Raw genomic sequence first — 23362 nt, 5'->3', positions numbered from 1 at the left:
CAAATTCGCAGAAAGCGCGCTAACGCTTTGACTGGTAAGGAAATTTTCTGTTATTATCGCAGGTTTTCCGGATGGCAGCTTTGGATATGAATGCACTTGTGATCGACGCGTTCGAGTTTTGCCGGCTTAAACAGCAGGCCCAGGGCGAGATTCCGGTTGCTGAATTAGGTCGTCTGGCGCAAGAGACGGTTGACCGTTCCGGCACGATAAAGTGGGCTCTGGCCGGCGATATCGACAAGCTGGGGCATGCTCAACTTAGTCTGGCAGTGTCGGGTGCGGTTAATCTGATCTGTCAGCGTTGCCTGACGGCATTGCATTTCGAGATTGATTCGAAGTCGCTGCTGGTACTGGCAAAAGATGAGGCGCAGGCCGATGCGATCGAGGAACTGCTCGATGATGACGAGATCGATGTCATCGTCGGTTCGGCAGCTTTCGACGTGACCAACCTGATCGAGGACGAAGCGTTGCTGGCCCTGCCGGTGGCGCCCAAGCACGAAACCTGTCCCGGGAATGGCGTGGCGGCTGAAGCCAAAGGTACTGAGCGGGCCTCCCCGTTTGCGGTGCTGAAGAAGTTGAAGCAGTAATTGTTTGGGGATGTCTGGCAGGTGCCGGGCAGCAGCATCCGGGTTGATGGAAACCTGAACCCGGTGTGTTAAAATTTTCAATCTTAAGGTTTAGGAGTAATCATGGCCGTTCAACAGAACAAAAAGACCCCGTCGAAGCGCGGTATGCATCGTGCACACGACTTTCTGACTGCACCCCCGCTGGCTGTCGAGCCGACGACTGGTGAAACCCACCTGCGTCACCACATCAGCCCCAACGGTTTCTACCGTGGTCGCAAAGTGCTGAAGACCAAGAACGACGAGTAATCTCTTATTGAGCTTGCTGTTTTTGGAGAAAAGCGGCGCAATGAGCTTCCCTTCCCGGAGGTTCATTTTGCGCCGCTTTTTTATGCCCGCGATATTCGTATTTGCGGGTACGCCTGCCTGCTTGTCGGCGCGTCAATCGCGCCCCTGCCTGGGCGCGTCATTTTGAATGGTGCCCAATCTGCCGCATAATGTGGGCTGGCAAGGCTCAGAATCAAATCGATGACCATCAAAATTTCAATCGACTGCATGGGTGGCGACCACGGCCCGTCAGTCACTCTCCCAGCCGCTGCCTCCTTTCTCCGCCGCCAATCCGATGCGGAACTGGTCCTGGTCGGCCAGGAAGCCGTGCTGCAGCCGCTGCTGAAGAAATACAAGCTGGCCGGCGAGCCGCGCGTGCAAATCCACAATGCTTCCGAAGTGGTCACGATGGAAGACCCGATCGAGGTGGCGTTGCGCCGCAAGAAAGATTCTTCCATGCGCGTGGCGGTCAACCTGGTCAAGGAAGGCCAGGTGCAGGCCGCGGTGTCGGCCGGCAATACCGGGGCGCTGATGGCGGTTTCCCGTTATGTGCTCAAGACCCTGCCGGGCGTGGATCGCCCGGCCATCTGCACCATCCTGCCGAACCAGAAGGACGGCCCCACTTATATGCTTGACCTGGGCGCCAACGTCGATTGCGAGCCACAGCATTTACATCAATTTGCATTGATGGGTTCGGCCCTGGTCTCGGTGATGGAGGGCAAGTCCAGGCCGACGGTCGGCTTGCTCAATGTCGGCGAGGAAGACATCAAGGGCAACGAGCTGGTCAAGCAAACCGCCGGATTGCTGCGGGCCGACCACGAGAAGGGTATCCTCAACTTCTACGGCAACGTGGAAGGCAATGACATTTTCGAAGGCACCACCGACCTCGTCGTCTGCGACGGCTTCGTCGGCAATGTGACCTTGAAAGCCTCGGAAGGCCTGGGGCGTTTCGTCAAGACCGTGCTGACTTCCGAATTCAAGAAGGGCCTGGTCAACAAGCTCGGCGCGCTCATCGCGTATGGCGCGATCAAGGCGCTGTCGCGCCGCCTCAATCCTTCCCGTTACAATGGCGCCAGCCTGCTGGGATTGAAGGGGCTGGTATTCAAGAGCCACGGCGGCGCCGATGTGTATGCCTTTGAATGGGCCATCCGCCGCGCGTATGATGCCGCCAAGTACGACGTGCTCTCGCGCATCGGCGCGAGCATGGCGGAATTGATGCCCCAGGGACAGGGGCGGGCGGCCGAGGAACCTGCGTTGGCGCAAGCCGCGCAGCAACAACCGAACTAATAGAGCAAAAACGGTATGACCACTTATAGCAAAATCGTCGGCACCGGCAGTTACCTGCCCGCCAAGCGCGTGACCAACAACGAACTGGCGGCGCAACTGGCGGAGCAGGGCATCGAGACTTCGGACGAATGGATCGTTACGCGCAGCGGCATTTCCGCGCGCCACTACGCGGAACCGGAGCAGCTCTCCAGCGACCTCGCGCTGGCAGCCGCGCAGCGCGCGCTGGAAGCGGCCGGCATGCAGGCCAACGACATCGACCTGATCATCCTGGCGACATCGACGCCGGACCACCTGGGCGGCTTCCCCAGCACGGCCTGCGTGGTGCAGCGCAAGCTCGGCATCACCAACGGCGCGCCGGCGATGGATGTGCAGGCGGTGTGCAGCGGCTTCGTCTATGCGATGTCGGTGGCTGACAGCTTCATCAAGACCGGCGCGCACAAGAACGTGCTGGTGATCGGCGCGGAAGTGTTTTCGCGCATCCTCGATTTCAAGGACCGCACCACCTGTGTCCTGTTCGGCGACGGCGCCGGCGCCATCGTGATGAGCGCCTCGAACGAGCCGGGCGTGCTGGCGACCAAGCTGCACGCCGATGGCAGCCATGGCCATATCCTGTGCGTGCCGGGCAGCGTCGACAACGGCGCGGTGGCCGGCAGCGCATACTTGTATATGGACGGCCCGGCGGTGTTCAAGCTGGCCGTGTCGGTGCTGGACAAGGTTGCGCGCGAAGCGCTGGCGGCCGCGGCCGTCGACGCTTCCGAGATCGACTGGCTGATTCCGCACCAGGCCAATATCCGCATCATGCAGGGTACCGCCAAGAAGCTGGGCCTGCCGCTGGAAAAGATGGTGGTCACCGTGGGCGACCACGGCAATACTTCCGCCGCGTCGATTCCGCTGGCGCTGGACCAGGCGGTGCGCGACGGCCGCATCAAGCCCGGCCACACCATCATGATGGAAGGCGTGGGCGGCGGTTTCACCTGGGGCGCGGTGCTGGCCCGCATGTAAGGCTGGAGCGCTGCCGGGATGGCCGTCATGCGAGTGACGGCCGTATTGGCAGCGTTTCGTTTTCCGTTTCATCCAATTTCAATCCAATCCAAGCATGACAAAATTTGCTTTTGTTTTCCCGGGCCAAGGTTCGCAGGCGATCGGGATGCTCAACGGTTTCGCCGACAATGAAGTCGTCCGCCAGACCGTCGCCGAAGCGTCCGACGCGCTGCAGTTCGATCTGGGCAAGCTGATCGCCGAAGGCCCAAAGGAAGACCTCGACCTGACCACCAACACCCAGCCGGTCATGCTGACTGCCGCCGTCGCGTTCTACCGTGCCTGGCTGGCGGCTGGCGGCAAGGCTCCCGCGCTGGTGGCCGGCCATAGCCTGGGCGAATACTCGGCGCTGGTGGCTGCCGGCGTGATCCAGTTCAAGGATGCGGTGCCGCTGGTGCGCTTCCGCGCCCAGGCCATGCAGGAAGCCGTGCCGGTCGGGCAGGGCGGCATGGCGGCCATCCTCGGCTTGTCCGACGACGACGTGCGCGCCGCCTGCGCGGAAGCGGCGCAGTCGGAAGTGGTCGAGGCCGTCAACTTCAACGCCCCGGCGCAAGTCGTGATCGCCGGCCACAAGGGGGCGGTCGAACGCGCCTGCGAAGCGGCCAAGGCGCGTGGCGCCAAGCGCGCGCTGCCGTTGCCGGTGTCGGCGCCGTTCCACTCGTCGCTGCTCAAGCCGGCCTCCGACCGCCTGCAGGCCTATCTGGCCAACGTGGCGTTCGCGGCGCCGCAAATCCCGGTCATCAACAACGTCGACGTGGCGCTGGTCAGCGACCCCGCCGCCATCAAGGATGCGCTGGTGCGCCAGGCGGCCAGCGCGGTGCGCTGGGTCGAGACCGTCCAGAAGATGGGCGCCGAAGGCGTCACCCATGTCATCGAATGCGGTCCGGGCAAGGTGCTCACCGGCCTGACCAAGCGTATCAACGGCGAACTGATCGGCGAAGCCATCGTCGACCAGGCTTCCCTGGACAAAGTATTGGAGCTGCTCAAGTGAGTGCACAGAATCTGCAAGGACAAGTCGCGCTGGTCACCGGCGCAACGCGCGGCATCGGCCGCGCCATCGCGGTAGAACTGGCGAAGCAGGGCGCCCAAGTGGTAGGTACCGCCACTTCGGAGGCCGGCGCCGCGGCCATTAGCGAATATCTCAATGCCCTGCAGCCTGAGTGCGGTAAAGGGCTGGTGCTCAACGTCAACGATGCAGCGGCTTGCACCGCCATTGTCGAACAGGTGCAGAAGGAATACGGTTCGCTGTCGATCCTGGTCAACAATGCCGGCATCACGCAGGACCAGCTGGCCATGCGCATGAAGGACGAGGAGTGGGACAATGTCATCGCCACCAACCTGACCGCCGTGGGCCGCCTGTCGCGCGCGGTGCTGCGCGGTATGATGAAGGCCAAGCATGGCCGCATCATCAGCATCACTTCGGTGGTGGGCGAGGCCGGCAATCCCGGCCAGATGAACTACGCCGCCGCCAAGGCCGGCGTCGCGGGCATGAGCCGCGCGCTGGCGCGCGAGATCGGCAGCCGCAATATTACCGTCAACTGCGTGGCCCCCGGTTTCATCGATACCGACATGACCAAGGCGTTGAATGAACAGCAAGCTGCGGCGATCCTGCAGCAGATCCCGCTGGGTCGCCTGGGCGCCGCGGAGGAAGTGGCGGCGGCGGTGGCCTTCCTGGCGTCGCCGCAAGCCGGCTACATCACCGGCAGCACGCTCAACGTCAACGGCGGCATGTACATGGGTTGACCCTAGTCAAGGGATTGATTTAAGTCCTTTTGGCGTATTTTGTTTGAAGTTAAGCCGGACTTGGCGCAATCTTGCCAAGAACAGTTAAAAGTAAATTTTCCCCGCGCAAACCTGCTAAAATGCGCGCACTTTTGTAACCTATCTACCCCTCTGGAGGAACAATATGTCCGATATCGAACAACGCGTTAAGAAGATCGTCGCTGAGCAACTGGGCGTCGCCGAAGCCGACATCAAGAACGAATCGTCGTTCGTTGACGACCTGGGCGCCGACTCCCTCGACACCGTCGAGCTGGTCATGGCTCTGGAAGATGAGTTCGAAATGGAAATCCCCGACGAGCAGGCTGAGAAGATCACCACCGTGCAACAGGCGATCGACTACGCCAAGTCGCAAGTCAAGGCCTGATACGGGCTTTGTACCCAGTTTGTAGGAGAATTGCTTGAGCCGCACTCGTGAACGTCGTGTAGTCATTACCGGCCTCGGATGCATCTCGCCTGTCGGCAACAATATTGCCGACACGTGGGCTGCCATCAAGGAAGGCAAATCCGGCATCGCCACCATCACCAAGTTTGACGCTTCGCCATTCACCACGCATTTTGCCGGTGAGGTGAAGGGCTTCAATATCGAGGATTACATCCCCGCCAAGGAAGCGCGTCACATGGATACCTTCATCCACTACGGGATGGCCGCGGGTATCCAGGCCATTGAAGATAGTGGCCTGAAGGTAACGGATGAAAATGCCGAACGCATCGGCGTCATGATCGGCTCCGGCATCGGCGGCCTGCCGCTGATCGAAGAAACCCATGCGGAGCTGACCAACCGCGGCCCGCGCCGCATCAGCCCGTTCTTCATCCCGGCCTCGATCATCAACATGATCTCCGGCAACCTGTCGATCAAGTACGGCATGAAGGGCCCCAACCTGGCCATCGTGACGGCTTGCACTACCGGTTTGCATTGCATCGGCGCATCCGCGCGCATGATCATGTACGGCGACGCCGACGTGATGATCGCCGGCGGCGCCGAGTCCAGCGTTTCGCCGCTGGGCATCGGCGGTTTCGCATCGGCGCGCGCGCTGTCGACCCGCAACGACGATCCGGCCACCGCGTCCCGTCCGTGGGACAAGGACCGTGACGGCTTCGTGCTGGGCGAGGGCGCCGGCGTGATGGTGCTCGAAGAGTACGAGCACGCCAAGGCCCGCGGCGCGACGATCTATGCCGAGTTGCTGGGCTTCGGCATGAGCGGCGACGCCTACCACATGACCGCGCCTAACCTGGACGGCCCGCGCCGCTGCGTGCTCAACGCACTGCGCGACGCCGGCGTCAATCCGGATCAGGTGCAGTACCTGAATGCGCACGGCACCTCGACCCCGCTGGGCGACAAGAACGAGACCGACGCCATCAAGGCGGCTTTCGGCGACCACGCCTACAAGATGGTGGTCAACTCGACCAAGTCGATGACCGGCCACCTGCTGGGCGGCGCCGGCGGTCTCGAAACGGTGCTGACGGTTCTGGCCGTGCATCACCAGGTCTCCCCGCCGACGATGAACATCTTCAATCAGGATCCGGAATGCGATCTCGATTACTGCGCGAACCAGGCGCGTGATCTGAAGATCGATGTTGCCGTGAAGAACTCCTTCGGTTTCGGCGGCACCAACGGTACCCTGGTGATCGGCAAGATGTAAAATGCTATGCCCGGCTTTCAGGCGAAAGCCGGGTTTGTCGTTTTGATGGCGTCTGAACCTGTTTGATGCGTTGCCGGAAGCCGGCAAATGTCATTGACGGTGGGATGCAAGGCGTAAAACGCAGCCGGGCCGATGGCCTGACAGGCTTTTGCAACGCCGCAGACTGCCTGAAAGGACATCGGGACGGCCCCGGCGGGACTTTGAACAGGTGCTTATGTCGACGATAGCGGTCTCTGCGGATATCAAACCTTCCCGTCTGCTTCTGCTGGTCATGGCTTGCGCCTGCCTGTGCGTGGTTGTGGCCGGGGTCGCGGTTTGCCTGTCGATGCCGGGACAGCTTTCCTGGTCGCTGCGCGCCACTTCGGCGGCAGCCTGTTTCATCGCCGCCGCCACCGCGTTGTTTCTCGTCTTGCGCGCGCGCAAGACCATCTGGCTGCACATATCCGCCACGGGCCAGATCCGTGTCGTGGAACATCTCATCAGCAGTAGCAGCGCCCGGGCCAAGCCTCAGGTGATGAAGGCCGGACTGGCGCAACTGCTGGCCGGCACCACCATCTGGCCCGGCATGCTGTTTTTGCGCCTGCGCCTGGAAAACGGCAAGACCCGCACCATCACCATTCTTTCGGACTCCGTCTCCGAAGACACATTCAGGGCCCTGTCCGTGGCATGCCGCTGGTTGATCAGTCACAATACGGCCAAAGCGCAAATGCTGGAAAAATAGGGCTGCAGGGCTTGAAAATTGCCAATTCGGAATCATCTGATCGTGGGCAATGGCCACATAAAAACAAGGCGATAAAAGAACAAGGAATCCGGTTTGACGACAGAACGCGAAATAGACCAGCTACTTGTTGAACGCGTCCAGCGTGGCGACAAGAAGGCGTTCGAGCTATTGGTGGTCAAGTATCAACGCAAGCTGATGCGGCTGGTGTCGCGGCTTGTGCGCGACCAGGCCGAGGCCGAGGATGTGGTGCAGGAAGCCTTTATCAAGGCCTACCGCGCGCTGCCGCAGTTTCGCGGCGATTCGGCCTTCTATACTTGGCTTTATCGTATCGGCATCAATACCGCAAAAAATTACCTCGTTACTTTGGGAAGGCGAGCTCCAACTTCTACTGAAGCGGACGCTGAAGAAGCGGAAACTTTTGACGACGGGGACCACCTAAGGGACATCAATACTCCAGAGTCGATGTTGGCCACCAAGCAGATTGCGCAGACGGTCAACGTGGCGATGGAGGCATTGCCGGAAGAATTACGCACCGCCATCACGTTGCGCGAGATCGAGGGGTTGAGCTACGACGAGATCGCGGATGCGATGAATTGTCCGATCGGCACGGTCCGCAGCCGTATTTTCCGCGCGCGCGAGGCCATTGCCGAGAAGTTGCGCCCGTTGCTGGATACGGCAGCGGACAAGCGCTGGTGACAAGGCAGGCGATGTTGTTGATGAAAAGCAAAATAATAAAGCGGGTATGGAACTAAGATTTTTGCAGGGTGACTGCTTATGGATGCCAAAGTAACAACCAGAGAACGGATCTCTACGCTTGCCGATGGCGAGCTGAGCTCCGAAGAGATGACTATTGCCCTCGCGGCTTTGCGTTCGTCGCAAGACGGCTGTGAAGCCTGGGAGGTTTACCACCAGATCGGGGATGTCCTGCGTTCCGAAGACATGGGAATCTCCTTGAGCGCCGGTTTTTCGGCCAGGATGAGCGCCTTGCTCGACGCCGAACCGGCGATCGTGGCGCCCCAGGTCGCCATGGCGGAGCCGCCCGCGGCTGAAACTGCCGCGCAGCCTGCCGCCAACGGCGACCATCGGGCGCTCCGTCCGCGCAGCCGTCACCGCTTTCTCCTGCCGGGCGCCGCCGCGGCCGCAGCGGTGGTGGCCGCGGTATTCGTGGCGATGCCGCAGCAAGCCGTGGTGACCGCCGATTCGGGCGCCGCTCCGGTGCAGGTCGCCTCGGCGCCGATCGTGGTGCCCTCGGCCATTTCCACGGTGTCGGCCAGCGGTGCTGCGGTGGATGGCGCCCAAAACGTTACCCAGTTGAGTACCCTGGCCCAGCAAGGGGAAGTCAAGCGCGATCCGCGCATCGACGATTACCTGTTCGCCCACCAGCGCTTCTCGCCGTCGTACAACTCGGCGCAATACGCGCGTTCTGCCGCTTTCTCCGTCAACGCAGACAAATAACAAATATGCGGCAAACAGGGCATTGGCTCAGGCTACTCCCATTCCTCTCCGCTTTATTCGTACTATCCGCCCGGGCGGCGGATAGTACGCCACCACCACCGGCCACGGCGCAGGTGCCGCCGGCGTCTTCCGCAGCGGCCCAGGCGCAACTGAAGAAAATCCAGTCCGCGGCGCAGCGCCTCAGCTATTCGGGCACTTTCGTCTACCAGCAGGGCAGCCAGATGCGTTCTTCGCGCATCACGCACATCCTGGCCGGCAAGAACGAGCTGGAAAAGCTCGAAGTCCTGGACGGCAAGCCGCGCGAATATCTCCGCAACAACGACGATGTCGCCTGCTACATCCCGGACGCCAAGACGGTATTGGTCGAAAAGCGCGTCACGCGCGACGTTTTTCCCGCCATCCTGGGCGCCGATCCGGAAGACCTCGCGGGCCATTACAATCTGAGCATGGGCGGCGAGGAGCGGGTGGCCGGCCGGGATTGCCAGGCGATTGTGCTGGAGCCGAAGGACAAGCTGCGGTATGGTTACCGTTTCTGGGCCGACAAGGGTTCCGGACTGCTGTTGCGGGCGCAGACGCTGGACGGCAAGGGCGAGGTCGTCGAGCAGATTTCCTTTACCCAGATTGAGATCGGCCCGATCGACCGTGCCCGGATACGCCCCAGCTACCCCGATACGCATGGCTGGCGGATCGAGAAGGCGGCGATGAGCCCGGTCGACCTGTCCGCCTGGAGCGTGGCGCCGCCGCCGGGGTTTCGCAAGATCCAGGAAGTGCGCAGGCTGATTTCCGATTCCGCAGGCGCGGGGGCGCCGTCGTCCCGGAACCAGGCCGAGCGCGAGGTTTCGCAGATCGTGTTTTCCGATGGGCTGGCTGCCATTTCCGTATTCATCGAATCGGGCGGCCAGAACCATAATGAGGGGGCAATCCAGCAAGGGGCGTTGAATATCATCGGCCGGCGCCAGGGCGATTACTGGCTGACCGTGGTGGGGGAAGTGCCAGCCGCCGCGATTCGCCAGGTTTCGAATTCGATTGAGCTTAAAACCAGGTAAAAAGAAAACGAGAGAACGTTGCAATGACTTCACTGAAGAAAACCATCGCCGGCTGCTCGCTGCTGGCGGCATCCGTTTTTGCAGCCGTTACGGCAGTGTCGGCGGCGCCCGCCGTTGCCGCGCCCAGCGTGGCGGCATTGCCCGATTTTGCCGATATTGTCGACCGTACCGGCCCCGGCGTGGTCAACATCCGCACCACCGAGCGCGTGCGCAACAACAGCCAGGCCCAGGGCGGCATAGACGACCCTGAGATGCAGGAGTTTTTCCGCCGCTTCTTCGGCATTCCGATTCCGCGCCAGCAGCCGCAGCCGGGCACGCCCCGCGGCAACGGCAAGCAGGGCAGCCAGAACCAGCCGGAAGAAGTGCCGCGCGGCGTGGGTTCGGGCTTCATCATTTCCGCCGACGGCTTCATCCTGACCAATGCCCATGTGGTGGATGGCGCCAGCGACGTCTATGTGACGCTGACCGACAAGCGTGAATTCAAGGCCAAGGTCGTCGGTTCCGATACCCGCACCGACGTCGCCGTGCTGAAGATCGACGGCAGCAACCTGCCGCGCCTGGTCATGGGCGATTCCGACAAGATCCGGGCCGGCGAATGGGTGCTGGCGATCGGTTCGCCGTTCGGCCTGGAAAATACCGTGACCGCCGGCATCGTGTCGGCCAAGGCGCGCGACACCGGCGACTACCTGCCGCTGATCCAGACCGACGTGGCGGTCAACCCCGGCAACTCGGGCGGCCCGCTGATCAACCTCAAGGGCGAGGTGATCGGCATCAACTCCCAGATCTACAGCCGCTCGGGTGGTTTCATGGGCATCTCGTTCGCGGTGCCTATCGATGAGGCGCTGCGCGTGGCCGACCAACTGAAGGCCAGCGGCCGCGTGACGCGCGGACGCATCGGCGTGCAGATCGGCGAAGTCACCAAGGACGTGGCCGAGTCGCTCGGCCTGGCGCGTGCGCAAGGCGCGCTGGTGCAGCGGGTCGAGCCGGACGGCCCGGCCGCCAAGGCCGGCCTGGAAGCGGGCGACATCATCCTGAAGTACAACGGCGCCGCCATTGAGCGCCCGAGCGACCTGCCGCGCCTAGTGGGCGCCACCAAGCCGGGCGCCAGGTCGACCGTGAACATCTGGCGCAAGGGCAGTGCGCGCGACGTCACCGTGACCGTCGTCGAGCTGGAGGCCGACAAGCAGGCCAAGCCGGCCGACGAGAAGAAGGCCAAGCCGGACAATACCCCGAACGCGCTGGGCCTGATCGTCAGCAACCTCTCCGAGGCGCAGAAGAAGGAGCTCAAGGCCGATAATGGCGTGCTGGTCGAGTCCGCCACCGGCGCCGCGGCGGCGGCCGGCATCCGCCCCGGCGATGTGGTGCAGCGCCTGAACGACGTCGATATCAAGGACGCCAAGCAATTCAACCAGCTGGTGGCCAAGCTCGATCCGAAGAAGCGCGCGGCGGTATTGATCCGCCGCGGGGACTCCTCGCAATTCGTGCCGCTGCGCCCGGGCAACGGCGGCAATTGACCGCCGTGGGCCTGGAGTAGGGGCTGCGCAAGGCTGCGCTCCGCATGGGGCGCAGCCTTTTTACATTGATCTGTACCAAGGATGCTGACATGCCCAAGGAAGCCGATGCGCTGCATTTCGTCATCTATTCCCGCAGCTACTGCCATTTGTGCGATGACATGCGGGATGCCCTAATAGCGGCACTGGGGGATATCCCGGCCGGGGTAGAGATGGTGGATGTGGATGCCGACGCGGCGCTGGTCGAGCAATACGACGAGCTGGTGCCGGTCTTGCTCGCCAGCCGAAACGGCGCGCCGGCGGTCAGGCTTTGCCACTATCACCTCGATGCGCAGCGGTTGGCGACGTTTCTTGCCGGCGGGGATTCCGGCGCCTGAGCCGGCGGGCGGCGCGCCTGAAACCCGTCCAAGGCTCGCCGCAGGCAAAAAATTGTCGCAATGAAAAGTTTTCAGGAGGATGGCGCAAGGCCGCAGGCAGACCGCGACGCCGGAAAAGCGGGCTTCTCCCTCTGAAATCCGGTAAAATGCCGGGTCGAACAAGCTGTTGCAAAGGCGCTCGGCCGGGACTGCTCCCGCTACTGAGCGCCTTTTTTCATCGTTTCCCGTCTGTTAATGAACAATATTCGTAATTTCTCGATCATCGCCCACATCGACCACGGCAAATCCACGCTGGCCGATCGCATTATCCAGTTGTGCGGCGGCCTCTCCAACCGCGAAATGGAAGCCCAGGTGCTGGACTCGATGGACATCGAGCGCGAGCGCGGCATCACCATCAAGGCGCAGACCGCGGCCCTGCAATACAAGGCGAAGGATGGCCAGGTCTACAACCTCAACCTGATCGACACCCCGGGCCACGTCGACTTCAGCTATGAAGTCAGCCGCTCGCTGTCCGCCTGCGAAGGCGCGCTGCTGGTGGTGGACGCCTCGCAGGGCGTGGAAGCGCAGACGGTCGCCAACTGCTACACCGCGCTGGACCTCGGCGTGGAAGTGGTGCCGGTGCTCAACAAGATCGACCTGCCGTCGGCCGACCCGGACAACGCCAAGAGCGAGATCGAGGAAGTCATCGGCATCGACGCCTCCGACGCCACGCCATGCTCGGCCAAGACCGGCCTGGGCGTGGAGGATGTGCTCGAAGCCATCGTCGCCAAGGTACCGCCGCCGAAGGGCGATCCGGATGCGCCGCTGCAGGCCTTGATCATCGATTCCTGGTTCGACAACTACGTCGGCGTGGTGATGCTGGTGCGTATCGTCAACGGTACCCTGCGTCCCAAGGAAAAGATCCTGTTCATGGCCACCGGCGCCCAGCACCTGACCGAAAGCATCGGCGTGTTCACGCCCAAGTCGCAATCGCGCGAAGCGCTGACCGCCGGCCAGGTGGGCTTCGTCATCGCCGGCATCAAGGAACTGAAGTCGGCCAAGGTGGGCGATACCGTGACCCTGGCGGGCAATCCCGCGCCGGCGCCGCTGCCCGGCTTCAAGGAAGTGCAGCCGCAGGTGTTCGCCGGCCTGTTCCCGGTCGAGGCCAACCAGTACGACGCGCTGCGCGACTCGCTGGAAAAGCTCAAGCTCAACGACGCCGCGCTGATGTACGAGCCGGAAGTCTCGCAGGCGCTGGGCTTCGGCTTCCGCTGCGGCTTCCTCGGCCTCTTGCACATGGAAATCGTGCAGGAGCGCCTGGAGCGCGAGTTCGACATGGACCTGATCACCACCGCGCCGACCGTGGTGTACGAGGTGCAGCAGCGCGACGGCACCCTGCTGATGGTGGACAACCCGTCGAAGATGCCGGAAGTCTCCAAGATCGACGAGATCCGCGAGCCCATCGTCACCGTCAACCTGTACATGCCGCAGGAATACGTCGGCTCTGTCATCACCCTGTGCACGCAAAAGCGCGGCATCCAGATGAACATGAGCTACCACGGCAAGCAGGTGCAGCTGACCTATGAAATGCCGATGGCCGAGATCGTGCTGGACTTCTTCGACCGCCTGAAATCGACTTCGCGCGGCTACGCCTCGATGGACTACGAGTTCAAGGAATACCGCGCCGCCGACGTGGTCAAGGTCGACATGCTGATCAACAGCGAGAAGGTCGACGCGCTGGCCATCATCGTGCACCGCGCCGCGGCCCAGCACCGCGGCCGCCAGGTGGCGGCCAAGATGCGCGAGCTGATTCCGCGCCAGATGTTCGACGTGGCGATCCAGGCGGCCATCGGCGCCACCATCATCTCGCGCGAGAACGTCAAGGCGATGCGCAAGAACGTGCTGGCCAAGTGCTACGGCGGCGACATCTCGCGCAAACGCAAGCTGCTGGAAAAGCAGAAGGCCGGCAAGAAGCGCATGAAGCAGGTCGGATCGGTGGAAATCCCGCAGGAAGCGTTCCTGGCAATCTTACAAGTGGAAGAGAAATAAACATGCAGGCATTGTTGGGCAACTTCGCACTGATTCTGTTCGTCTTGATGGTGGTGACCGGCGTGGTCTGGTTTGTCGATGTGTTCGTCCTCGCCAAGCAGCGCCGCGCCCGCGCCGATGCCGCGCTGGCCGAGTTCGATGCCCGCGTGGCGCGCGACAGCGCCGAAGGCATCAAGCGCGAAGGCAATGTGGCCGGCAGCCGCGCCGAGCTGCAGTCCAAGCTGCTCAAGCAGCCGGCATGGATCGAATATTCCGGCAGCTTCTTCCCGGTGATCGCGCTGGTGTTCTTCCTGCGTTCCTTCCTGTTCGAACCGTTCAAGATTCCATCCAGCTCGATGGTGCCGACGCTGCTGGTGGGCGACCTGATCCTGGTGAACAAATACACCTACGGCATCCGCCTGCCGATCATTAACAAGAAGATCATCGAAGTGAACGATCCGCAACGCGGCGATGTCATGGTCTTCAAGTATCCGAAGGATATGACGGTCGACTACATCAAGCGTGTTGTTGGCGTGCCCGGTGATAAAATAGTCTATAAAAACAAGCGCTTAACCGTCAATGGTGAAGAAATTTCTTATAAAGCGCTGCCGGATTATCTGGACGAGGAAAATCTGACGTACTATAAGCAATGGCAGGAAAAACTGACCGGCGTGGAGCACAGGATCCTGACGGATGAGCGCGCTCCCAACTTCGTGCCCAACCCCGATGCCTTCCCGCATCACGAGCTGTGCACCTATAACGCCGAGGGTTTTGCCTGCACGGTACCGCAGGGCGAGTACTTCATGATGGGCGACAACCGCGACAACAGCCTGGACAGCCGTTACTGGGGCTTTGTCCCCGACCGCAACATTGTCGGAAAAGCATTCTTCGTCTGGATGAACCTGGGCGATTTGAAGCGGATCGGCAGCTTCAAGTAACAGCGGCCGCATCCTGGTAAGCAGTTTCCATTGAGCATTTTTTGCATTGTGGAGGCAGACCGGAGCAGTTTCAGCTTTGCTTTGAACCGATCCCGCTGACTGATCAGGCCGGGCCGATGTGCGCAGCGCCTTGCGCGCCGCTCGGTCGACGGCCTGAATGACGGATGAGAAAATGGATCCTCAACTCTTGCAACATCGGCTAGGCCACAACTTCAAGGACGCTTCTTTGCTGCAGCAGGCCTTGACGCACCGTAGCCATAGCGCCTTGCATAATGAGCGGCTGGAGTTCCTTGGCGATTCGGTGCTGAACTGCGTGGTGGCTTCGCTGCTGTTCGACCGCTACGACAAGATCGATGAAGGCGACCTCTCGCGCCTGCGCGCCAACCTGGTCAAGCAGCAATCCCTCTATGAAATCGCCCAGCGGCTCGAACTGTCGCAGTTCCTGCGCCTGGGCGAGGGCGAACTGAAGTCGGGTGGTTTCCGCCGCCCGTCGATCTTGGCCGACACGCTGGAAGCGCTGTTCGGCGCGATCTTCCTCGATTCCGGTTTCGAAGCGGCGCGCGCGGTGATCCGCGCGCTGTACCTGCCGATACTGGACCACGTCGATCCGCGCACGCTGGGCAAGGACGCCAAGACCCTGCTGCAGGAGTTCCTGCAGGGGAAGAAAATCCCGCTGCCGCAATACAACGTCATCGCCACCCACGGCGCCGCCCACAACCAGGAATTCGAAATCGAATGCCTGGTGCCCAAGCTGGATATCCAGGTCTTCGGCACCGGCGGCAGCCGTCGTGCCGGCGAGCAGGCCGCGGCCAAGCTGGCGCTGGAAGCGGTGCAGCTGGCGCTGGCCAAGACGCCGTCGGCCGCCCGCAAGCCGCGCACGCGCACGACCCAACTGAAACTGGCCGGCATCGCCACCATCCAGCCGGATGCCCCTGAACCGGCAGTCGCCAAGGGCGGCCGCGCGGAAAAGGCTGAAAAAGCCGACAAGACGGTTGAAAAGGCCGACAAGACCGACAAAACTGACAAGCAGGAAAAAGCCGCGAAGGAAGTCCGCAACCAGGCCGGCAACAAAGGCGACCGCAGCGAAGCGGCACCGGCAGAACCCCTATCGGCAGCCCCGGCTGCCACGCAATCCAGGACAGCATGACAGATTCTCCAATGGCCGGCAGCGAGCCGGCATCGACGCCGGGCGATTACCGCTGTGGCTATATCGCCATCGTGGGCCGTCCCAACGTCGGCAAATCGACCTTGATGAACGTCCTGGTGGGCGCCAAGGTCAGCATTACCTCGCGCAAGGCGCAGACCACGCGCCACCGCATCACCGGCATCCAGACCATCGGCGATACGCAATACGTCTACGTCGATACGCCGGGCTTCCAGACCCGCCACAGCAATGCCTTGAACAAGACGCTCAACCGTACCGTCACCAACACGCTGACGGCGGCCGACGTGATCCTGTTCGTGATCGAGGCCGGCACCTTCGGCCCGGCCGACAAGCAGGTGATGGACCTGCTGCCGGCCAACGTGCCGTGCATCCTGGTGCTCAACAAGTCCGACCGCAACAAGGACAAGGCCACGCTGATGCCGTTCGCGCAGGAGGTCGCTTCGCACCGCGATTTCGCCGCGGTGGTGCCGGTGTCGGCCAAGCAGCGCTTCCAGCTGGACGCCTTGCAGGAGGAGATTCGCAAGCTGCTGCCGCACAACCCGCCGATGTTCGATGAGGACGACATCACCGACCGCAGCGAGAAATTCCTGGCCTCCGAAATCGTGCGCGAGAAGGTGTTCCGCTTCGTCGGCGAAGAGCTGCCCTACACCAGCACCGTGCTGGTCGAGAAGTTCGAGCAGGAAGGCAACCTGCGCCGCGTGTTCGCCGCCATCCTGGTCGAGCGCGACAACCACAAGGCCATGGTGATCGGCCAGAAAGGCGCGCGCCTGAAGGAAATCTCGACCCAGGCCCGGCTCGACATGGAGCGCCTGTTCGGCGGCCCGGTCTACCTGGAAATCTGGGTCAAGGTCAAATCCGGCTGGGCCGACAACGAAGCCGGCTTGCGCGCCTACGGTTACGAGTAATCCCGGCATCTCGCCGGACGCTGCACAACGCATTCAGGACGGATATCGATGACTACCGTGCTTTCCGAATCCCAGCTTGCCGGCCAGGCCGAAGGCGCCGCCGCAGCGGTTTCCGCACCGGCCAGGAGCGAGGCCAAAAAGCCCGCGCGCGCGCCGGCGCGCAGCCGCGCCGTCCCGGAAAAAGAGCACCGGGTGCAGGCGCAGCCGGGCTTCATCCTGCACAGCTATCCGTATAAGGAAACCAGCCTGATCGTCGACGTCTTCTCGCGCGACCATGGCCGGGTGGCGTTGGTGGCCAAGGGCGCCAAGCGTCCGCATTCCAAGCTGCGCGGCGCGCTGCAGACTTTCCAGCCGCTCTCGCTGTCGTGGAGCGGCAAGTCCGAAGTGCGCACGCTGACCGAAGCCGAATGGGTAGGCGGCCTGCTGCCGCTGGAGAAATCGGCGCTGCTGTGCGGCTTCTACCTCAACGAATTGCTGGTCAAGCTGCTGGCGCGCGAAGATGCGCACCCGGCGCTGTTCGACCACTACGTGGCAACCCTGAACAAACTGGCCCACGGCGAGAATGCGCCCATCGTGCTGCGCCAGTTCGAACGCATCCTGTTGAAGCAGACCGGCGTGGCCGGCAACTGGGGCCTGTGCACGGTCAGCGGCAAGGCGGTGCAGCCGGATGGCGTGTACGTGGTCGACCCGGAGCAGGGCACCCGTCCCGAGCGCCTGTCCGACCGGGCGCCGAAAGTGTCCGGCAAGACCTTGCTGGACATGGAGCGCGAAGACTATAGCGACCCGACCACCCAGCTGCAAAGCAAATTCTTGATGCGTTACCTGCTGGCCCACCATCTCGGCGGCGCCCAGCTCAATACGCGCCAGATCCTGATCGACCTGATGCAGCTCTGATCCGGCGCCAACTTTGCATCGTACAGCGCTGCAAAGTTGGCGGCAGATCAACCGGGCGCCCGCCGATATGGATAAAATCACCGGTTTCCGGCGCCGCGCAGGCGCCGCCTCCACAGAACCCCGCACACACGATTCGAGACGCCATGAGCTTCCTGCAGCCTGCCGGCCCATCCATTGAACTGGGCATCAACATCGACCACGTCGCCACTTTGCGCAATGCCCGCGGCACGACCTATCCCGATCCGATCAAGGCCGCGCTGGAAGCGGAAGAAGCCGGTGCCGACGCCATCACGCTGCACCTGCGCGAAGACCGTCGCCACATCCGCGATGCCGACGTGAAGGCGATCCGTCCGCTGCTCAAGACGCGTATGAACCTGGAAGCGGCGGTGACGCGCGAGATGATCGATTTCGCCTGCGCCATTAAGCCGCAGGATGTCTGCCTGGTGCCGGAGAAGCGCACCGAGGTGACCACCGAAGGCGGCCTCGACGTGATCGGCCATTTCTCTGATGTGCAAGCCGCGATTCGCCAGTTGCAGCAGGAAGGCATCCGCGTTTCGCTGTTCATTGATCCCGATCCGCAGCAGATCAAGGCCGCCGCCGAAGCCGGCGCGCCGGTGATCGAACTGCATACCGGCCGCTACGCCGACGCCACCAGCGCGCAGGAGCAGCAGGCCGAGCTGGAACGCATCCAGGGCAGCGTGCTGGAAGGCGTCAGGCAGGGCCTCAAGGTCAATGCCGGCCACGGCCTGCACTACACCAACGTGCAGGCGATCGCGGCCATCCCGCAAATCGCCGAGCTCAATATCGGCCACGCGATCGTGGCGCATGCGGTGTTCGCCGGCTGGCGCAATGCCGTTTCCGAGATGAAGGCGATCATGGTCAAGGCGCGCCTGGCTGCCATTGGCAAGGCATGATCTACGGCATCGGCACCGACATCCTCCAGATCTCGCGCGTGCAAGCCGCGCTGGGTCGTCACGGCGATCGTTTCGCCGAAAAGATCCTGGGGCCGGAGGAAATGCAGAAATACCTGCGGCGCAAGGCCAAGGTCGAGGCGCGTGGCATCCGTTTCCTGGCCACCCGCTTTGCCGCCAAGGAAGCCTTTTCCAAGGCCATCGGCATGGGCATGCGCATGCCCATGACCTGGCGCGCCATGCAGGTGCTGAACGCGCCCAGCGGCAAGCCGGTGGCGGTGTGCAGCGGCGCGCTGCAGGAGTGGATGGAGCAACAGGGCCTGTCGGCCCAGGTTTCGATTACCGACGAGGCGGAATACGCCGTCGCATTTGTCATTGTGGAGAAGTCATGAGCAATACAGGCAAGGCCCTGGGGCCGGTCATGCTGGACGTGGTCGGCACGCGCCTGGACGCGGACGATATCAAGCGCATCCAGCACCCGCTGACCGGCGGCGTCATCCTGTTCACCCGGAATTACGAGAACCGCACCCAGCTGACCGAATTGACCGCGGCCATCCGCCGTGCCCGCCCCGGCGTGCTGATCGCGGTCGACCACGAAGGCGGCCGGGTACAGCGTTTCCGTACCGACGGCTTTACGCTCCTGCCCGCCATGGGCAAGCTGGGCGAGGCCTGGGACAAGGACGTGCTGCACGCCGCCAAGCTGGCCACGGCGACCGGCTTCGTGCTGGCTTCCGAATTGCGCGCCTGTGGCATCGACCTGTCGTTCACGCCGGTGCTGGACCTCGACTATGGCGTCTCCACGGTGATCGGCGCGCGCGCCTTCCACCGCGATCCGCGCGTGGTCACGCTGCTGGCCAAGAGCCTGAACCATGGCCTGGCGCTGGCGGGCATGGCCAATTGCGGCAAGCATTTCCCCGGCCACGGTTTCGTCGAAGCCGATTCGCATGTGGCCATTCCCGTGGACGAGCGCGAGCTCGACACCATCCTCGGCGAGGATGCGACGCCTTACGACTGGCTCGGCATGAGCCTGGCGGCAGTGATGCCGGCGCACGTGATCTATCCGAAGGTGGACAAGCATCCCGCCGGCTTCTCGAAGAAGTGGCTGGGCATGCTGCGCAAGCGCTTCGCCTTCCAGGGCGTCATCTTCAGCGACGACCTCAGCATGCACGGCGCCAGTGTCGCCGGCAGCGCGCTCGACGCGGCGCAGGCGGCCATCGACGCCGGCTGCGACGTCGCGCTGATCTGCAATTCGCCGGACAAGGCCTGGCAGATCCTCAACGGCCTCAAGGGCGGCACCGATGCCGCCTCGACGGCGCGCCGCGCGGCGCTGGTCCCGACATCGGCCGCCCTGGACTGGGATGCGCTGCAGGCCGACCCGCGCTACCTGGCCGCGCGCGAGCTGGTATTGTCGCTGTAACTGCCGTACGCTTTACCGTCCAGCCGCCATGCCCGAACCTACCGACACCCAGCTTCCCGATCCGCGCGAACTCGTGCTGGAGACGGTGGCGCGGCTGCCGCACCTGCCCGGCGTCTACCGCTACTTCGATGCGCAGGACAACGTGCTCTACGTCGGCAAGGCGCGCGACCTGAAGAAGCGTGTTTCCAGCTATTTCCAGAAGACCCTGACCAGCCCGCGCATCGCCATGATGGTGGAGCGCATCGCGCGCCTTGAAACTACCGTCACGCGTAGCGAGGCCGAGGCGCTGCTGCTGGAAAACAACCTGATCAAGACCCTGCGTCCGCGCTTCAACATCCTGTTCCGCGACGACAAGTCCTATCCCTACCTGAAGCTCACCGGCCACACCTATCCGCGCATGGCCTACTACCGCGGCGCGGTCGACAAGCGCAGCCAGTACTTCGGCCCGTTCCCGAATGCCGGCGCGGTGAAGGAATCGATCCAGATTTTGCAGAAGGTATTCCTGCTGCGCACCTGCGAAGACAGCGTCTTCACCAACCGTACGCGGCCCTGCCTGCTGCACCAGATCCACCGCTGCAGCGGGCCGTGCGTGAAGCTGATCAGCGCCGAGGACTACGCCATCGATGTCGAGAACGCCTCGAAATTCCTACGTGGGCGCCAGACCGAGGTGATGCAGGCGCTGGAGCAAAAGATGCACGCCTTCGCGGCCGACCTCAAGTTCGAGCAGGCGGCGGCGGTGCGCGACCAGATTTCGTCGTTGTCCTCGGTGCTGCACCAGCAGAGCATGGAAACGGTAAGCGACGCCGACATCGACATCATCGCCGTGGTGGTGCAGGGCGGGCGCGCCTGCGTCAACCTGGCGATGGTGCGCGGCGGCCGCCACCTGGGCGACCGCGCGTATTTCCCGACGCAGGTGGACGATGCGCTCGCTACCGGCGAAGAGAGCATCGAAGTCGAAGTGCTCAAGGCTTTCCTGGCTCAGCACTACATCGACAAGTTCATTCCCGCCTCGTTGATCGTCAGCACCGAATTCGACGATCCGGCGCTGATGATGGCGCTGATGGAGCAGTGCGGCCACCGCATCGCGCTGACCTTCCAGCCGCAGGGCCAGCGCCGCCAATGGCTGGAGATGGCGGCCAAGGGCGCCGAGCTGTCGCTGGCGCGGCTGCTGTCGGAGCAGGGTTCGCAGCAATCGCGCACGCGCGCGTTGGCCGAAGTGCTGGGGCTGGAGGGCGAAGACCTGGAAAACCTGCGCGCCGAATGCTTCGACATCAGCCACACGCAAGGCGAAGCCACCCAGGCTTCGTGCGTGGTGTTCCACCATCATGCGATGCAGAACGGCGAGTACCGCCGCTACAACATCAACGACATCACCCCCGGCGACGACTATGCCGCCATGCGCCAGGTGCTGATGCGCCGCTATGAGAAGGTCGCCAACGGCGAAGGCGTGATGCCCGACATCGTGCTCATCGACGGCGGCCGCGGCCAGGTGGAGATGGCGCGCCAGGTATTTACCGAATTGGGCCTGGACATCGGCTTGATCGTCGGCGTGGCCAAGGGAGAAGGGCGCAAGGTCGGCCTGGAAACGCTGGTGTTCGTCGACGGCCGCGAACCCAAGGAGCTGGGCAAGGAGTCGGCCGCGCTGATGCTGATCGCGCAGATCCGCGACGAGGCCCACCGCTTCGCCATCACCGGCATGCGCGCCAAGCGCGCCAAGGCGCGCCAGACCTCGCGCCTGGAAGAGATCGAAGGCGTCGGCGCCAAGCGGCGGCAGCGCTTGCTGGCGCGTTTCGGCGGCCTGCGCGGGGTGGCTGACGCCAGCGTCGACGAGCTGGCGTCGGTGGACGGCATCTCGCGCCAACTAGCCGAAGAGATCTACCGCCAGTTGCACTAGGAGCCGCATACAGGGCTACTCTGCTACTATTCGGTAAAATTTTTTGTGTACGCCGCTTTCAAACCAACAAGACGTATGCCTTTCAATATTCCCATTTTGCTGACCTGGCTGCGGGTCGCGCTGATCCCGCTGGTCGTCGGCGTGTTCTACCTGCCGGAAATCGGCCTGAGCCGCTTCGAACAGGGCATCGCCTCCACCATCGTGTTCATCGTCGCCGCGCTGACCGACTGGTTCGACGGTTTCCTGGCGCGCCGCTGGAACCAGACCTCGGCGTTCGGCGCCTTCCTCGATCCGGTGGCCGACAAGCTGATGGTCACCGGCGCCTTGCTGGTGCTGGTGCATCTGGGCCGCGTGCATCCCATCATCGCCTTCATCATCATCGGCCGCGAGATCGCGATCTCGGCGCTGCGCGAATGGATGGCGCAGATCGGCGCCTCCAAGTCGGTGGCGGTGAGCTCGCTGGGCAAGATCAAGACCACCGCGCAGATGATCGCCATTCCCATGCTGCTCTACTACGACACGCTGCTGGGCGTGGTCGATACGCGCCTGTGGGGCGCGGTCCTGCTGTTCGTGGCCGCGGTGCTGACGGTATGGTCGATGCTTTACTATCTGCGCCGCGCGATGCCGCTCATCAAGAAGGTGCAGGAAAATAGCAATTGATAGTTGACAATTTCTGAGCGCGTCCTATAATAGCGTTCTGTTGTCGATGCGGGAGTAGCTCAGTTGGTAGAGCGATACCTTGCCAAGGTATAGGTCGAGAGTTCGAGACTCTTCTCCCGCTCCAGGTTACTTGGAAAAAAGGAAGCCTAACAAAGCTTCCTTTTTTTATTGTACGAGGCGCGCACGCATCAGCGGTGCAGTTGCAGCGAAGGTTGGATCAGTCGATAAAATGTTTGCAAGAAAGCTGTTTGCAAACAACGCGCGTTTTAGGTAGTATGCGTGTCCCCAAGGCGGGGTAGCAAAGTGGTTATGCAGCGGCCTGCAAAGCCGTCTACGCCGGTTCGATCCCGACCCCCGCCTCCAAAACACTCCATGCGGGAGTAGCTCAGTTGGTAGAGCGATACCTTGCCAAGGTATAGGTCGAGAGTTCGAGACTCTTCTCCCGCTCCAGTTTCAAGGAGGAAGCGCAGCTTCTTCCGGCAGTAGCAGCAAGTAAGGTCCCATGCGGGAGTAGCTCAGTTGGTAGAGCGATACCTTGCCAAGGTATAGGTCGAGAGTTCGAGACTCTTCTCCCGCTCCAAATTGAACAAGAGGAAGCCTGAGGGCTTCCTCTTGTCATTTCTGCATTCGCTTCCGCTGATGCCGATTTCTTGCCGAACCCCGGTTTTTCCCCATCCCCCCGTTTTCATGCATTCATTTCGCATCGCCATGCGAAGGGATAATCCTATTGTTTTATATTTTTTAAGCTATTTCCGGGATGCCGGAGCGGCCGGCTCAAACAAGGTGGGAATTACTGGATGGAAATCTTGTTTGAGCGCAAACAACGA

General features: G+C 62.4%; 24 protein-coding genes and 4 tRNA genes. All 28 read left to right on the top strand.

The genetic code is table 11. The features are described 5' to 3' along the window. The first annotated feature begins 86 nt into the window (after positions 1-86). Positions 87-584, top strand: a complete 498-nt coding sequence (locus J7548_RS04770) for a YceD family protein (RefSeq protein ID WP_290971620.1) — start codon at positions 87-89, stop codon at positions 582-584. Positions 585-686: 102 nt separating this feature from the next. Next, the gene (gene rpmF / locus J7548_RS04765; RefSeq protein WP_006463510.1) at positions 687-869 is read left to right on the top strand and encodes a 50S ribosomal protein L32; all 183 of its coding nucleotides are present in this window, start codon (positions 687-689) and stop codon (positions 867-869) included. 219 nt (positions 870-1088) lie between these two features. After that, on the top strand, positions 1089-2174 hold the full coding sequence (gene plsX / locus J7548_RS04760) for a phosphate acyltransferase PlsX (RefSeq protein WP_290971042.1): 1086 nt from the start codon (positions 1089-1091) through the stop codon (positions 2172-2174). Between the two features lie 15 nt (positions 2175-2189). After that, complete coding sequence (locus J7548_RS04755; protein ID WP_290971039.1) at positions 2190-3176, top strand: beta-ketoacyl-ACP synthase III; 987 nt, start codon at positions 2190-2192, stop codon at positions 3174-3176. Between the two features lie 94 nt (positions 3177-3270). Next, a complete protein-coding gene (gene fabD / locus J7548_RS04750) occupies positions 3271-4203 on the top strand; it encodes an ACP S-malonyltransferase (protein WP_290971036.1) in 933 nt (310 codons plus the stop codon). Next, a complete protein-coding gene (gene fabG / locus J7548_RS04745) occupies positions 4200-4955 on the top strand; it encodes a 3-oxoacyl-ACP reductase FabG (RefSeq protein ID WP_290971033.1) in 756 nt (251 codons plus the stop codon). The genes fabD and fabG overlap by 4 nt, the downstream gene beginning before the upstream one ends. Before the next feature lie 163 nt (positions 4956-5118). Next, complete coding sequence (acpP, locus tag J7548_RS04740; protein ID WP_006463505.1) at positions 5119-5358, top strand: acyl carrier protein; 240 nt, start codon at positions 5119-5121, stop codon at positions 5356-5358. A 34-nt stretch (positions 5359-5392) separates the two neighbouring features. Next, positions 5393-6634 (top strand): beta-ketoacyl-ACP synthase II, encoded by a 1242-nt coding sequence (gene fabF / locus J7548_RS04735; RefSeq protein WP_290971025.1) that lies wholly within the window; start codon positions 5393-5395, stop codon positions 6632-6634. Between the two features lie 214 nt (positions 6635-6848). Then, the gene (locus J7548_RS04730) at positions 6849-7355 is read left to right on the top strand and encodes a protein YgfX (RefSeq protein ID WP_290971022.1); all 507 of its coding nucleotides are present in this window, start codon (positions 6849-6851) and stop codon (positions 7353-7355) included. Between the two features lie 93 nt (positions 7356-7448). Further along, a complete protein-coding gene (rpoE, locus tag J7548_RS04725; protein ID WP_050466386.1) occupies positions 7449-8051 on the top strand; it encodes an RNA polymerase sigma factor RpoE in 603 nt (200 codons plus the stop codon). A 78-nt stretch (positions 8052-8129) separates the two neighbouring features. Next, positions 8130-8810: a sigma-E factor negative regulatory protein gene (locus J7548_RS04720; RefSeq protein WP_290971015.1), complete on the top strand. Its 681-nt coding sequence runs from the start codon at positions 8130-8132 to the stop codon at positions 8808-8810. A gap of 5 nt (positions 8811-8815) precedes the next feature. After that, positions 8816-9856 carry a MucB/RseB C-terminal domain-containing protein gene (locus J7548_RS04715; protein ID WP_290971012.1) on the top strand — a complete coding sequence of 347 codons (1041 nt, stop codon included), beginning with the start codon at positions 8816-8818 and terminating at the stop codon, positions 9854-9856. A 23-nt stretch (positions 9857-9879) separates the two neighbouring features. Continuing rightward, positions 9880-11370 carry a DegQ family serine endoprotease gene (locus J7548_RS04710; protein WP_290971010.1) on the top strand — a complete coding sequence of 497 codons (1491 nt, stop codon included), beginning with the start codon at positions 9880-9882 and terminating at the stop codon, positions 11368-11370. An 89-nt stretch (positions 11371-11459) separates the two neighbouring features. After that, positions 11460-11744 carry a glutaredoxin family protein gene (locus J7548_RS04705; RefSeq protein ID WP_290971007.1) on the top strand — a complete coding sequence of 95 codons (285 nt, stop codon included), beginning with the start codon at positions 11460-11462 and terminating at the stop codon, positions 11742-11744. 234 nt (positions 11745-11978) lie between these two features. Beyond that, on the top strand, positions 11979-13772 hold the full coding sequence (gene lepA / locus J7548_RS04700; protein WP_290971002.1) for a translation elongation factor 4: 1794 nt from the start codon (positions 11979-11981) through the stop codon (positions 13770-13772). Positions 13773-13774: 2 nt separating this feature from the next. After that, on the top strand, positions 13775-14689 hold the full coding sequence (lepB, locus tag J7548_RS04695; protein WP_290971000.1) for a signal peptidase I: 915 nt from the start codon (positions 13775-13777) through the stop codon (positions 14687-14689). Between the two features lie 172 nt (positions 14690-14861). Then, complete coding sequence (gene rnc / locus J7548_RS04690; RefSeq protein WP_290970997.1) at positions 14862-15836, top strand: ribonuclease III; 975 nt, start codon at positions 14862-14864, stop codon at positions 15834-15836. Then, positions 15833-16759: a GTPase Era gene (gene era, locus J7548_RS04685; protein ID WP_290970994.1), complete on the top strand. Its 927-nt coding sequence runs from the start codon at positions 15833-15835 to the stop codon at positions 16757-16759. The genes rnc and era overlap by 4 nt, the downstream gene beginning before the upstream one ends. A gap of 48 nt (positions 16760-16807) precedes the next feature. Continuing rightward, on the top strand, positions 16808-17653 hold the full coding sequence (gene recO / locus J7548_RS04680; protein ID WP_290970991.1) for a DNA repair protein RecO: 846 nt from the start codon (positions 16808-16810) through the stop codon (positions 17651-17653). A gap of 143 nt (positions 17654-17796) precedes the next feature. Further along, positions 17797-18567 carry a pyridoxine 5'-phosphate synthase gene (gene pdxJ / locus J7548_RS04675; protein WP_290970989.1) on the top strand — a complete coding sequence of 257 codons (771 nt, stop codon included), beginning with the start codon at positions 17797-17799 and terminating at the stop codon, positions 18565-18567. Beyond that, positions 18564-18956: a holo-ACP synthase gene (gene acpS / locus J7548_RS04670; protein WP_290970987.1), complete on the top strand. Its 393-nt coding sequence runs from the start codon at positions 18564-18566 to the stop codon at positions 18954-18956. The genes pdxJ and acpS overlap by 4 nt, the downstream gene beginning before the upstream one ends. Continuing rightward, positions 18953-19981, top strand: coding sequence for a beta-N-acetylhexosaminidase (gene nagZ, locus J7548_RS04665; RefSeq protein ID WP_290970985.1), 1029 nt, complete (start codon positions 18953-18955; stop codon positions 19979-19981). The genes acpS and nagZ overlap by 4 nt, the downstream gene beginning before the upstream one ends. 28 nt (positions 19982-20009) lie before the next feature. After that, entirely contained in the window at positions 20010-21875 is a 1866-nt protein-coding gene (gene uvrC / locus J7548_RS04660) for an excinuclease ABC subunit UvrC (protein WP_290970983.1), read from the top strand. A gap of 75 nt (positions 21876-21950) precedes the next feature. Beyond that, positions 21951-22535, top strand: a complete 585-nt coding sequence (gene pgsA / locus J7548_RS04655; RefSeq protein ID WP_290970981.1) for a CDP-diacylglycerol--glycerol-3-phosphate 3-phosphatidyltransferase — start codon at positions 21951-21953, stop codon at positions 22533-22535. A gap of 48 nt (positions 22536-22583) precedes the next feature. Beyond that, positions 22584-22659, top strand: a tRNA-Gly gene (locus J7548_RS04650). 165 nt (positions 22660-22824) lie between these two features. Beyond that, positions 22825-22898: transfer RNA gene (locus tag J7548_RS04645), tRNA-Cys, on the top strand. A gap of 11 nt (positions 22899-22909) precedes the next feature. Next, positions 22910-22985, top strand: a tRNA-Gly gene (locus J7548_RS04640). Between the two features lie 54 nt (positions 22986-23039). Then, positions 23040-23115 (top strand) — tRNA-Gly (locus tag J7548_RS04635). The last annotated feature ends 247 nt before the right edge of the window (positions 23116-23362 follow it).

This window comes from Herbaspirillum sp. (assembly GCF_017744395.1).
Classification (GTDB): domain Bacteria; phylum Pseudomonadota; class Gammaproteobacteria; order Burkholderiales; family Burkholderiaceae_D; genus Herbaspirillum.
This window is presented reverse-complemented; position numbering and strand designations above follow the sequence as displayed.

Coding starts and splice junctions, on each gene's coding strand:
- J7548_RS04770 (WP_290971620.1), top strand. CDS start 87: ATGAATGCACTTGTGATCGACGCGTTCGAGTTTTGCCGGCTTAAACAG.
- rpmF (WP_006463510.1), top strand. CDS start 687: ATGGCCGTTCAACAGAACAAAAAGACCCCGTCGAAGCGCGGTATGCAT.
- plsX (WP_290971042.1), top strand. CDS start 1,089: ATGACCATCAAAATTTCAATCGACTGCATGGGTGGCGACCACGGCCCG.
- J7548_RS04755 (WP_290971039.1), top strand. CDS start 2,190: ATGACCACTTATAGCAAAATCGTCGGCACCGGCAGTTACCTGCCCGCC.
- fabD (WP_290971036.1), top strand. CDS start 3,271: ATGACAAAATTTGCTTTTGTTTTCCCGGGCCAAGGTTCGCAGGCGATC.
- acpP (WP_006463505.1), top strand. CDS start 5,119: ATGTCCGATATCGAACAACGCGTTAAGAAGATCGTCGCTGAGCAACTG.
- J7548_RS04730 (WP_290971022.1), top strand. CDS start 6,849: ATGTCGACGATAGCGGTCTCTGCGGATATCAAACCTTCCCGTCTGCTT.
- J7548_RS04720 (WP_290971015.1), top strand. CDS start 8,130: ATGGATGCCAAAGTAACAACCAGAGAACGGATCTCTACGCTTGCCGAT.
- J7548_RS04715 (WP_290971012.1), top strand. CDS start 8,816: ATGCGGCAAACAGGGCATTGGCTCAGGCTACTCCCATTCCTCTCCGCT.
- J7548_RS04710 (WP_290971010.1), top strand. CDS start 9,880: ATGACTTCACTGAAGAAAACCATCGCCGGCTGCTCGCTGCTGGCGGCA.
- J7548_RS04705 (WP_290971007.1), top strand. CDS start 11,460: ATGCCCAAGGAAGCCGATGCGCTGCATTTCGTCATCTATTCCCGCAGC.
- lepA (WP_290971002.1), top strand. CDS start 11,979: ATGAACAATATTCGTAATTTCTCGATCATCGCCCACATCGACCACGGC.
- lepB (WP_290971000.1), top strand. CDS start 13,775: ATGCAGGCATTGTTGGGCAACTTCGCACTGATTCTGTTCGTCTTGATG.
- rnc (WP_290970997.1), top strand. CDS start 14,862: ATGGATCCTCAACTCTTGCAACATCGGCTAGGCCACAACTTCAAGGAC.
- era (WP_290970994.1), top strand. CDS start 15,833: ATGACAGATTCTCCAATGGCCGGCAGCGAGCCGGCATCGACGCCGGGC.
- recO (WP_290970991.1), top strand. CDS start 16,808: ATGACTACCGTGCTTTCCGAATCCCAGCTTGCCGGCCAGGCCGAAGGC.
- pdxJ (WP_290970989.1), top strand. CDS start 17,797: ATGAGCTTCCTGCAGCCTGCCGGCCCATCCATTGAACTGGGCATCAAC.
- acpS (WP_290970987.1), top strand. CDS start 18,564: ATGATCTACGGCATCGGCACCGACATCCTCCAGATCTCGCGCGTGCAA.
- nagZ (WP_290970985.1), top strand. CDS start 18,953: ATGAGCAATACAGGCAAGGCCCTGGGGCCGGTCATGCTGGACGTGGTC.
- uvrC (WP_290970983.1), top strand. CDS start 20,010: ATGCCCGAACCTACCGACACCCAGCTTCCCGATCCGCGCGAACTCGTG.
- pgsA (WP_290970981.1), top strand. CDS start 21,951: ATGCCTTTCAATATTCCCATTTTGCTGACCTGGCTGCGGGTCGCGCTG.